General features: G+C 39.6%; 9 protein-coding genes. 2 read left to right on the top strand and 7 right to left on the bottom strand.

What is annotated here, in order from left to right; translation table 11 throughout:
• Positions 1-15 precede the first annotated feature (15 nt).
• On the top strand, positions 16-1,566 hold the full coding sequence (locus HMPREF1516_RS09470; RefSeq protein ID WP_033606427.1) for a ClC family H(+)/Cl(-) exchange transporter: 1,551 nt from the start codon (positions 16-18) through the stop codon (positions 1,564-1,566).
• 561 nt (positions 1,567-2,127) lie between these two features.
• Positions 2,128-3,198: a tyrosine recombinase XerS gene (gene xerS / locus HMPREF1516_RS09460; protein WP_000817874.1), complete on the top strand. Its 1,071-nt coding sequence runs from the start codon at positions 2,128-2,130 to the stop codon at positions 3,196-3,198.
• A 68-nt stretch (positions 3,199-3,266) separates the two neighbouring features.
• Here the strand turns inward: xerS and HMPREF1516_RS09455 are convergent, their stop codons facing one another.
• The 7 genes from HMPREF1516_RS09455 to HMPREF1516_RS09425 form a co-directional block, all read right to left on the bottom strand.
• Positions 3,267-3,899 carry an ABC transporter ATP-binding protein gene (locus tag HMPREF1516_RS09455; protein WP_000590110.1) on the bottom strand — a complete coding sequence of 211 codons (633 nt, stop codon included), beginning with the start codon at positions 3,897-3,899 and terminating at the stop codon, positions 3,267-3,269.
• A 1-nt stretch (position 3,900) separates the two neighbouring features.
• On the bottom strand, positions 3,901-5,910 hold the full coding sequence (locus HMPREF1516_RS09450) for a DUF1430 domain-containing protein (RefSeq protein ID WP_033606426.1): 2,010 nt from the start codon (positions 5,908-5,910) through the stop codon (positions 3,901-3,903).
• A 61-nt stretch (positions 5,911-5,971) separates the two neighbouring features.
• A complete protein-coding gene (locus tag HMPREF1516_RS09445) occupies positions 5,972-6,268 on the bottom strand; it encodes a lactococcin 972 family bacteriocin (protein WP_025169552.1) in 297 nt (98 codons plus the stop codon).
• Between the two features lie 196 nt (positions 6,269-6,464).
• Positions 6,465-7,454 (bottom strand): lipoate--protein ligase, encoded by a 990-nt coding sequence (locus HMPREF1516_RS09440; protein WP_000874002.1) that lies wholly within the window; start codon positions 7,452-7,454, stop codon positions 6,465-6,467.
• A gap of 58 nt (positions 7,455-7,512) precedes the next feature.
• Positions 7,513-9,216 (bottom strand): dihydrolipoyl dehydrogenase, encoded by a 1,704-nt coding sequence (gene lpdA, locus HMPREF1516_RS09435; RefSeq protein ID WP_033606425.1) that lies wholly within the window; start codon positions 9,214-9,216, stop codon positions 7,513-7,515.
• Between the two features lie 41 nt (positions 9,217-9,257).
• Positions 9,258-10,301, bottom strand: a complete 1,044-nt coding sequence (locus tag HMPREF1516_RS09430) for a dihydrolipoamide acetyltransferase (RefSeq protein ID WP_000752733.1) — start codon at positions 10,299-10,301, stop codon at positions 9,258-9,260.
• 449 nt (positions 10,302-10,750) lie between these two features.
• Complete coding sequence (locus HMPREF1516_RS09425; RefSeq protein WP_033606424.1) at positions 10,751-11,743, bottom strand: alpha-ketoacid dehydrogenase subunit beta; 993 nt, start codon at positions 11,741-11,743, stop codon at positions 10,751-10,753.
• Positions 11,744-11,757: the final 14 nt, after the last annotated feature.

Here is an 11,757-nt window from a genome sequence, read left to right as displayed (position 1 = left end):
AAGGAATGAATGATTATGGAGGAACAGTCAGAAATACTCAGCTCCAAGAAGGAATTTGCCTTTGCCTCAAGCACCATATTATCCCAAGTTGGGCGAGGGATCATTGTCGGTCTCGTCGTCGGACTAATCGTCGGATCCTTTCGGTTTTCAATCGAAAAAGGCTTCCACCTGATACAAGGACTCTATCAAGATCAAGCGCACCTAGTGCGCAATCTTTTTATCATTGGCCTATTTTATTTAATTGTTAGCTGGCTCAGTGCGAAATTAACTCGATCGGAAAAAGACATCAAGGGTTCTGGAATTCCTCAAGTCGAAGCCGAACTAAAAGGTCTCATGACCCTTAACTGGTGGGGCGTTCTCTGGAAAAAATATATTTTAGGTATTCTTGCAATTGCCAGTGGACTTATGCTGGGACGAGAGGGACCAAGTATTCAACTTGGAGCAGTTGGTGGTAAAGGTATAGCCAAGTGGCTCAAATCTAGTCCAGTTGAAGAACGTTCCCTGATTGCTAGTGGAGCTGCTGCAGGTTTAGCCGCAGCCTTTAATGCACCAATCGCAGGTCTTCTCTTTGTTATAGAAGAAGTTTACCACCATTTTTCACGATTTTTCTGGGTCTCAACTCTAGCAGCCAGTCTCGTAGCAAACTTTATTTCTTTACTCATATTTGGCCTAACACCCGTACTAGATATGCCAGACAACATTCCTCTCATGACCCTAGACCAGTATTGGATTTACCTCCTTATGGGAGTTTTTCTCGGGCTCTCTGGTTTTCTCTATGAGAAAGCTGTACTTAATGTTGGTCGAGTTTATGACTGGATTGGTCAAAAAATCCATTTAGATAGAGCTTATTATCCAATCCTAGCCTTTATCCTCATCATACCAGTCGGGATCTTCTTACCACAAATCCTTGGTGGTGGAAATCAGGTCGTTCTTTCCTTAACTGAGCAAGATTTTAGTTTCCAAGTTCTTTTAGCTTACTTTTTGATTCGCTTTGTTTGGAGCATGATTAGCTATGGAAGTGGCCTCCCAGGAGGAATCTTCCTTCCCATTCTGGCGCTTGGTTCCTTACTTGGTGCCCTAGTCGGTGTCATTTGTATGAATTTTGGACTTGTCAGTCAGGAGCAATTTCCTATATTTGTTATTCTTGGAATGAGTGGCTACTTTGGGGCAATATCCAAGGCTCCCTTAACCGCTATGATCCTCGTAACTGAGATGGTAGGGGACATTCGCAATCTTATGCCACTTGGCTTAGTGACCTTAGTCGCCTACATCGTCATGGATCTGCTCAAAGGTGCTCCAGTCTATGAGGCCATGCTAGAAAAAATGCTGCCAGAAGAAGCAACAGACGAAGGAGAAGTCACCCTCATTGAAATCCCTGTATCAGATAAGATCGCTGGAAAACAAGTACACGAACTCAACTTGCCACATAACGTACTCATCACTACCCAAGTCCATAACGGCAAGAGCCAAACAGTTAACGGCTCAACCAGAATGTATCTGGGGGATATGATTCACTTAGTGATTCCTAAAAGTGAAATTGGAGAAGTAAAAGATTTGTTGTTGTAGAATGTTACATAATTTATATTATGCAACAAAAATATTTCTTAATTAAATACATTTGAAAACCGATTCTCTGCAATGAGATCGGTTATTTCTTACTGATAAGGTATTTCAACATACAAGTAATTGAACTTTGTAAAAAATAAGACTATAATTAAGTTAGGAATGATAAAGCTAGAAAGGAGTTTACTGTATCAAATCTGTACAGTAAGATTAAAAATCATGAAAAAGAAAACAATAGCAATTATACAATGTATTTTGTATCTCATAGCTCCTTATATAGCTCTTCAGTTATGTAGAATGAACAGAAGTATCGTTACTGATAATCTCTTTTTTATTTTCCTTATTCTGCTGACTATTTCATTCTGGTTTAGTATTTGGAAACTAGAAAAAGCACTAGATAATGATTCACAATAGAAAAAAGATTTAGTTCTGTATTTCATAGATCTAAGTCTTTTTTCTATTCTTTGAAAACTCTCATAACATCTTTCCGAAAAACTATAATTTTCTTGAAAAACAAGTAAGTCTATGCTATACTACTAGTAGACTTAATTATGGAGAAAATACATGAAACGTGAGATTTTACTAGAACGAATCGACAAACTAAAACAAATCATGCCCTGGTATGTCTTGGAATACTACCAATCTAAGCTTGCTGTGCCCTACAGTTTTACAACCTTGTACGAATACCTCAAGGAATACGATCGATTTTTCAGCTGGGTTTTGGAGTCTGGTGTTTCAAATGCTGATAAAATGTCTGACATTCCTTTATCGGTCTTGGAAAATATGTCTAAAAAAGATATGGAATCCTTTATCCTATATCTAAGAGAACGACCTTTGCTGAATGCTAATACAACTAAACAAGGCGTTTCACAGACGACCATCAATCGGACCTTGTCAGCACTTTCCAGTCTTTATAAGTATCTGACCGAAGAGGTTGAAAACGACCAGGGGGAGCCTTATTTCTATCGTAATGTAATGAAGAAAGTTTCAACCAAGAAAAAGAAAGAAACACTTGCTGCTAGAGCTGAAAACATCAAGCAAAAACTCTTTCTAGGGAATGAAACAGAGGGTTTTCTAACCTATATCGATCAGGAGTACCCACAACAGCTCTCAAATCGCGCTCTCTCATCATTTAATAAGAATAAAGAACGTGATTTAGCCATTATTGCCCTTCTCTTGGCGTCTGGTGTCCGCTTATCTGAAGCTGTTAATCTGGATCTAAGAGATCTCAATCTCAAAATGATGGTCATTGATGTCACTCGAAAAGGTGGCAAACGTGATTCTGTCAATGTCGCGGCCTTTGCTAAGCCTTATCTTGAAAATTATCTAGCCATTCGAAATCAACGCTATAAGACGGAAAAGACAGATACAGCATTATTTCTGACCTTATATCGTGGTGCTCCCAATCGTATCGATGCTTCTAGTGTTGAGAAAATGGTTGCTAAGTACTCAGAGGATTTCAAAGTCCGTGTAACTCCCCACAAACTACGCCATACCCTGGCGACTAGGCTCTATGATGCTACTAAATCGCAAGTTTTGGTCAGCCATCAGTTAGGTCATGCTAGCACACAAGTCACTGACCTCTATACCCATATCGTCAACGATGAGCAAAAGAATGCTCTAGATAAGCTTTAATTTACATAATTAAAATTATGACACAAACAGAAAATACTCTACGATTTTTAATCATAGAGTATTTTTACTTAGATAGTATTTAACCGAATCACTTCATCAGCTTTTTCCCAAATCACTGGATTATGAGTTGCAAGAATTATCAAGCGGTCTGGCTTTTTCAATGATAAAAGCAAGTTCATAATTTCTTGTGAAGTTTCTGGATCAAGTACTGCAGTCAGTTCATCTGCTAAAATCAAAGGAGGATCTTTGAGGATGACTTTAGCCAAGGCGACACGTTGCGCTTCTCCGCCTGATAATTCATAGATTTTTTGATCGAGTGTGAGGTAATTCAATCCCACCTTTTCTAAGACTTCTTCTTCTCGCTGCTTCTTCTCTTGTTTAGTCCATTTTTGACCAATCAATCCAAGTTCTAAATTGGCCGCTACGCTCTCGTTTTCAAGAAGACCAAAGTTTTGAAAGAGATAGCCTAATTCATTTTTAAAAAAGTGATGAGATTTGATTTGCTTAAGTTCTTGCCCTCGATAGCTGATGCTTCCCTTTTCATAAGGTTCCAGCTTAGCCAGAATATTGAGTAAGGTTGTTTTGCCACAACCACTATTTCCGATTAGGGCATAGACCTTACCTGCTACAAATTGCAGATTGATATCCTGAAAGACAGTCCGTTCTCCAAATGATTTTGCTAGATGTTCTATTTTAATCATATTAGGCTCCTTTCAGAATAATGGGCAAGAAATGCTCTTCTTTATGCGAGCGGTAAAGGAGAATTAGCCATGCATTGGTCGCAAATAATAAAAGCGTGACGAGAGCGATCCACCACTCCTGTGTGAGAAAGAAAATTAGAACACTACCTAACAACAGCATGGCAATCTCTGATACGAGCATGCTCTGATGAATTTTCAAAAAGTCCATACCCGCAATCTTCTTCAGAAAGATCGGTCTTCTAAACTCTTCAAAATAGAGGAAATTCATGGTGTTAAAGAGTAGAATGGAAGTAGCTATTGCAAAGATTCCTCCAGCAATGGTCATGAGGTTCTCTAATTGAATGGATTGCATCATCTGCTGATAGACAGCTGCTGCATAGTCGTATTGACTCACGTTTTTTTCAAGCCCATTCTCAGCTACTAGCTTCTTGCTTTTTTCAAGTCCATCAAAATACAGATAAGAATTGAGATGAGAGAAATAAGGATTGTCGTAGTCACCAAAACTTTTAGGTTGAACAACAACCAAAATCGGATCGGTCAAGAATTGCTGATAGCTCATCGGTGTATTATTATAGATAAATCGTTTTTGGTTGTTAGGAAGATAGGTCACCCGTGCTTTCATAGGCAACTGACTCTTTCCTTGTTCATCACTAGGAGTCAGATAATCTTCATAGCGTTTTTTCAACTCCTCTTCTTGACCTTTCAACTTTTCAGGGAGCAAGAGTCCAAATTCTCCAGCTTGCAAATGATTCAGGCGCTCTTTTTCCTCAGAGGAAACTGAGATCCTTTGGATATCAAGGTAATTTGGAGTGACATACAGGGTATTGGCAAGAGGATCGTAATCCGTAATAGAAAGCTCTTTCCCTGTTCTAGAATTCTTCCTAAAACCTTTTGAATTAAAAGATGCGAGCTGATGATAGACTAAGAGGCCGCCGTTTTCAATGCCGGACTCGATTAATTTAGACCATTTAGCTCTCTTTTCAATTTGCATTTCTTTGTTTGCATTCTGTGAAATATCCTCCCGATTCACACCAATTTGAATCCAATTTGTCTCTTTAGACCAAGCCAAACTTCCCTCTTGATAAGTCTGCCAGATAGATCCATAGATGCTGACACGATGAATTGAGAGACCTATGACAGTGATTGCAAGAAATTGACAGGTAAAGAGAAAAAACAAGACTCTTTTTAATGGAATTTTCCCCTTTAAAAGGCTAACCAAGTGTACTGTCTGAATACTGAATGCAAAGAAAAAGGATAGGAAAGCAGATAAAATAAATAAAAGTGTATTGTAAATAATACTACCTGAAATGATGAGGGAATAGGCAAAAGGGGTCAATTGTAAATAATAAATCAGAATAGCTCCTAGGGCACTGCCGCCAATACATCCTAAAAACAATTCTTTACCATCTTCCATGAGAGAATGTCCAAAGAGCTGGTATCGTCTTATCCCAGAAATATAACGAATCCCTGCACTTCTCATTTCAAGTGTTTTTTGAATAATGGTCAATGCACCAAAGCTGATGATAAAAATAACCAAGGCTAGAGATTGGGCACCAGAACCAAAAAATGCGATAAAATTTTGCAGGGGATTGGGGTTATTCATGAAACTTTTTGAAAAACCAAGATCGTGGAGTTTTTGATCCAATTTTTCAAGGGTTAAATTCCCAGATAATATATAGTAATTGGTAAGCAAACTTTCCTTTGAAGCGAATTCTTTCTCTTCTTTTTTGATGCCATTAGGAAGTGCTCCTTCTCCATAGATATCATACGAAAATTTAACTTGCCCTTTAGAATCCGTTTTTTGAATCTGACGAGCAATCAAACTATTGTTTTCCTTTGCTAACTGATCTAAGCTAGATGAAAGCTCTTCATAAACAACTTCCTTTTCTTGTTGAAGAATCCCTATTACAGGTAGGATTCGATGGATGACCGTATTAGGTGAAATAAAGGCAATCCAAAGCAGAAAGATTAGAATAAAAAGGTTCGAGAAAAGTATAAATAAACGTTTCATAATTCTACTCTTTCTAGTTTATCCTAGAGAGATTTTTTCTCTCTAGGATAAACTTTAGCAACTAAAATCCATAATTAAAATATACAAATTCACCAAAACTTGTATTTATGAACGATTTTGATGTGTAATGAGCAGAAGCATAACCTACATTAGATTTGCTGTCACTTTTCCGAGTCACACTTGACCAATGCCAACGATAGTCGTGGAAATAATTTGAGAATGCTCCCCAATTGCTTGGATCATGATATCCTCCGTAACTCCAGTTACCACCAGATACCCAATCAGCAAAAACAGGACACGCTAAGCTACAACTAATAATTACAGTTAAGACAGAAAGAATAATTTTGCTTGTTTTCATGACTGTTTACCTCCCATAATTAAAAGCTTTATTTAACAATAAAATTATGAATTGCTCAAAATATAGTTTCCGTTTTCTTCTCCTTTCAAGAGCAACCCTTTACGTCTGTATTATATCACTTTTTCCAAAAAATACAAATTATTATATATAAGATGACTAAAAAACGAAGCTGGTTCTGCAACCAACTTCGTTTGATTTATCCTACTACCGCTTCAGCGATTTCTTCACGGCTGATACCAGCAAAGTAGCGTGTAATGTCAATAGTCTCTAAGGCCTTAAGGACATCTTCGCGTTCGTATTTCACTCCACGAAGGACATCTTCTACAGCTGCAACATCTTCGATACCAAAGAAGTCTCCATAAATCTTGATATCTTGGATTTTTGATTCAATGACGTTGGCAAAGACTTCAACCTTACCACTGGTAAATTTTGTTCCACGACGGACGTTAAACTCAGGTGATTTACCGTAGTTCCAGTCCCAAGTACCGAACTTGGTATCCTTGATACGATTGATTTCCGCTAATTCTTGCTCAGAAAAAACATATTCAGTCATCTCTGGGTACTCTTTTTTCATATATTCCAATAGCAAATCGCGGAATTCTTCAACTGTGATTTTTTCAGGTAATTCATTGACAATATTGGTTACACGGGCACGAACGGATTTCACACCTTTTGATTCAAATTTGTCTTTTGAAACCTTGAGGGCGTTAGCAAGGACTGACAAATCAACGTCAAAGAGCAAGCAACCATGGTGCATAATACGTCCATTGATATAAGCTTGGGCATTGCCACAGAATTTCTTGCCATCAATCTCAAGGTCATTACGGCCTGTGAACTCAGCTTTAACGCCTAGTTGAGCCAAGGTATTGATAACTGGAGTTGAGAAGCTCTTGAAGTCAAAGGCCTTGTTTTCGTCTTCTTTTGAAATGATGGTGTAGTTGAGGTTGTTTAAATCGTGATAAACAGCTCCACCACCACTGATACGACGGACTACCTCAATACCATTTTCTCGAACATAATCACGGTTAATTTCTTCGATAGTGTTCTGGTGACGACCAACAATGATAGAAGGTTTGTTAATCCAAAGTAGGAAGATTTGATCCTCATCTAGTAGGTGTTTAAAGGCATATTCTTCCAAGGCGATATTAAAAGCAGTGTCGTTTGAATGATTGATAATATATTTCATGATATCCCTTTATACGATAGAGACTGGAAATAATCTTCCAGTCTAGTCTATCTTCGTTTTATTTTTTCTTAGGTGAATGGATGGCCATTCCTAGAACATCCGCAAATGCTTCGTACATCACTTCAGAGTAGGTTGGGTGTCCGTGGATAGTCTTCAGCATTTCCTCAACAGTGATTTCCATTTCGATAATGCTTGATGCTTCGTTGATTAATTCTGCGGCTGCAGGACCAATGATATGCACACCAAGGATTTCCCCGTATTTCTTATCAGCGATAACTTTTACGAAACCTTGAGCAGCATCTGATGCAATAGCACGTCCGTTAGCTGCAAAGTTGAATTTACCGATGGCTACATCGTATTTCTCACGTGCTTGTTCTTCAGTTAGACCTACTGCTGCTACTTCAGGAAGAGTATAGATGGCTGCAGGAGTCAAGTTCAATTTGGCAACAGCATGATTTCCTTTGAGGGCATTTTCAGCAGCAACTTCCCCCATACGGAAGGCTGCGTGGGCCAACATCTTAGTACCGTTGATGTCACCTGGTGCGTAAATACCTGGAACAGAAGTTTCCATGTATTCATTGACCTTGATACGTCCACGATCCAACTCAAACTCAACATCGCCAATTCCTTCGAGGTCTGGTACACGACCGATTGAAAGAAGGGCTTTGCTTGCAATGATATCGTCTTTACCTTCAACCTTGATACGAAGTTGACCATTTTCCTCGATGATTTCTTGCAATTTTGTACCAGTTAAGATGGTCATACCTTTGCGATCAAGGATCAAACGAAGGTTCTTAGACACTTCCGCATCCATAGCAGGAACGATACGGTCCATCATTTCGATAACAGTTACTTTTGAACCAAATGTCATGAAGGCTTGGCCGAGTTCGATACCGACAACTCCACCACCGATGATTACGAGGCTTTCTGGAACTTCGTTCATTTCAAGAATATCATCGCTGGTCATCACAAGTGGAGATTCCATACCAGGGACGTTAATCTTGCTGACTTTTGAACCACCAGCAAGGATAATTTTCTTGGTTTCAAGCAATTCAGAACCATTTACCAAGACATTCTTGTCTTTAGTGATGGTACCAATTCCTTTATGAACAGTAACTCCGTAGCTACGAAGAAGACCAGAAACACCACCTACCAAGGTATTGACAACTTTAGATTTAGTTTCTAAAAGTTTGTCCATATCAACAGTGAAGTTTGGATTTTCGATGACGATACCACGGTTTGCTGCATGACCGATGTTTTCGATGATTTCAGCGTTGTGAAGGTAGGTCTTAGTTGGGATACATCCACGGTTCAAGCAGGTTCCACCGAGTTCAGATTTCTCAACAAGGGCAACCTTACCACCAAGTTGGGCAGCTTTAATGGCTGCTACATATCCAGCAGGACCTCCACCAATCACAACGATATCAAAGGCATCATCGCTCTTGCCATCGTCGTTTGAAACACTAGCCGCGGGAGCAGGGCTAGCTTCTGGCGTAGCCACACCAGCTGTTGGGATGTTTTCCCCTTCTTCACCAAGGTAACCGATAACTTCTGTAACCGGAACTGTTTCACCATCTCCTTTGAGGATGGCAATCAAGTATCCATCTTCTTCGGCTTCCAATTCCATGCTGACTTTGTCAGTCATGATTTCCAAAAGGATTTCTCCTTCTTTTACAAATTCTCCGACTTTTTTATTCCATTGGACAATTTGTCCTTCTGTCATATCTACGCCGGCTTTTGGCATAATTACTTCTAAGGCCATGTCTTACTTCCTTCTAAATCTCTAAAATAACAATAGCTGACTTAAACCAACATTGAGATCGGATTCTCAATCAAGGCTTTCAAGTCTTTCATAAACTTAGCACCAGCCATACCATCTACAACACGATGGTCAATGGTTAATCCAAGGCTCATGATAGGACGAATAACAATCTCACCATTGACAACTACAGGTTTTTCAACTGTTGAGCTAACCCCGAGGATAGCTGAATTTGGTTGGTTAATAATAGGACCAAAGGACTGAACGCCAAACATTCCCAAGTTACTAATTGTGAAGGTTGAATTTTGCAGTTCGCTTGGAGCCAATTTACCATCCAGAGTACGACCAATTACATCCTTAAAGGCTACAACCAACTCTGACAAGCTCATTTTTTCAGCATTATAGACAACAGGTGTCATCAATCCATTATCCATCCCAACCGCCATCGCAAGGTTGACATAGTTATGAGTGATAATGGTCTTGCCGTCTTCGGTCAATGAAGCGTTGATGTATGGGTGTTTCATCAATGTTTTCACAACAGCGAGTGAAAGAAGGTCTGTTACAGTAGTCTTCTTACCAGTTGCTTCCATGATTGGCTCAAGAACCTTCTTACGAAGGGCTAGCATTTCAGACATATCGACATCATAGTTGAGTGTGAAAGTTGGCGCAGTTAGGTAAGATTCAACCATACGTTGGGCAATCACCTTACGCATTGGTGTCATTGGAATACGCTCAATCTCACCATAAGGAGTGATAGTGTCTGGAACTTCTTCTACTTTTTCAATTTGAGCAGGAGATTTGATGGTGTCGTTTTCGATATTTTCAGGAAGCAAGGCCAAAACGTCCTTCTTCATAATCTTACCACGATGACCAGTTCCTTGGATTTCCTGCCAAGCAATGTTATGTTCGAGGGCAATTCGTTTTGCAAGTGGCGAAATGCGAACCACGTTTGTGTCTTTATAAGTTTCCACGTCTTCTTTGTGGACACGACCGTTTGCACCTGAGCCAGAAACTTCGTAGAGGTTGATCCCTAGATCATTCGCTAACTTTCTAGCCGCAGGAGTCGCTCTTAGCTTGTCATCAGCCATGACCTCTCCAATTCTAATTATGATACTAAGGGCGTAAAAAAGCGACTGAAAAATAGGAAATCTACGCAGACTTCGATGAAGCCAAGGAGATTTATCTTTTTTCTGAGTTTTTAGCCCGTGTTCGAATATAAGATATTAAGGACGAAGTGGGCAATGAAAAAAATAGGAGATTGACGATGTGTTCGATGAACACAAGGAAATCTATCTTTTTTTCGCAGACCTCCGTCCGAATTCAACTCTACAAGTAACTTGGACACGAAACGCGTCTCAAGTTACTACGGTTGCCGCTATTAGGCGGTCAACCTAGTAGACTTACTAAGTTTTTTGTAGAATATTATCGATTCGTCAAAAAACTGTCGCAACTTTATATACAACTTGGATACAAAACATAACTCAAGTTACTAAAGTTAAAAACCTTTGAATTTTTACATAATTTAATTTATGTAATATCATTCTTTGTTGTAAGTTTTTCGGATTGCATCTTTGATGCTTTCAACGGTTGGAATCATAGCATTTTCTAGATTTTGTGCATAAGGCATTGGCACATCTTCTCCTGCACAACGGCGGATTGGTGCGTCTAGATAATCAAATGCTTCTGATTCTGAAATAATTGCTGAAATCTCTCCGATATAGCCACTTGTTTTGTGGGCATCGTTGACAAGCACCACCTTACCAGTCTTCTTCACTGAGTTAATGATGATATCTTTATCAAGTGGAACGAGGGTACGTGGGTCCACAATTTCAACTGAAATTCCCTCTTCTGATAACTCTTCAGCAGCTTGAACCACACGACGAAGCATTTTTCCATAAGTAACGACTGTTACATCTGTACCTTCGCGTTTGATTTCACCAACTCCAAGTGGGATTGTGTAGTCTGGATCAACTGGCACTTCCCCTTTTTGGTTAAATTCTGACTTGTACTCAAGAATGATAACAGGGTTATTATCACGGATAGAAGACTTAAGAAGTCCTTTCATGTCCGCAGGTGTTCCAGGTGCCACAACCTTAAGTCCAGGAATGTGAGTAAACCAAGACTCTAAAGATTGCGAGTGCTGGGCTGCAGAACCGACACCGTTACCAGCTGCACATCGAACTGTCATTGGAACCTGACCTTTACCACCAAACATATAACGTGTTTTAGCAGCTTGGTTGACGATATTGTCCATGGCTATAACCGAGAAGTCCATAAAGGTCATATCAACGATTGGGCGAAGTCCTGTCATAGCTGCTCCCGCTGCTGCTCCAGAGATGGCAGCTTCAGAAATCGGACAGTCACGGATACGTTCTGGACCAAATTCTTCGAGCATTCCGACAGAAGTTCCGAAGTCTCCTCCGAAGACACCGACGTCTTCTCCCATCAAGAATACATTTTCATCGCGACGCATTTCCTCAGACATAGCAAGGATAATGGTGTCACGGAAGGACATTGTTTTTGTTTCCATTTTATCTCTTTCTC

Origin of the sequence: Streptococcus sp. CM6 (genome assembly GCF_000526095.1) — a bacterium.
Taxonomy (GTDB): Bacteria; Bacillota; Bacilli; order Lactobacillales; family Streptococcaceae; genus Streptococcus; species Streptococcus oralis_BW.
This window is presented reverse-complemented; position numbering and strand designations above follow the sequence as displayed.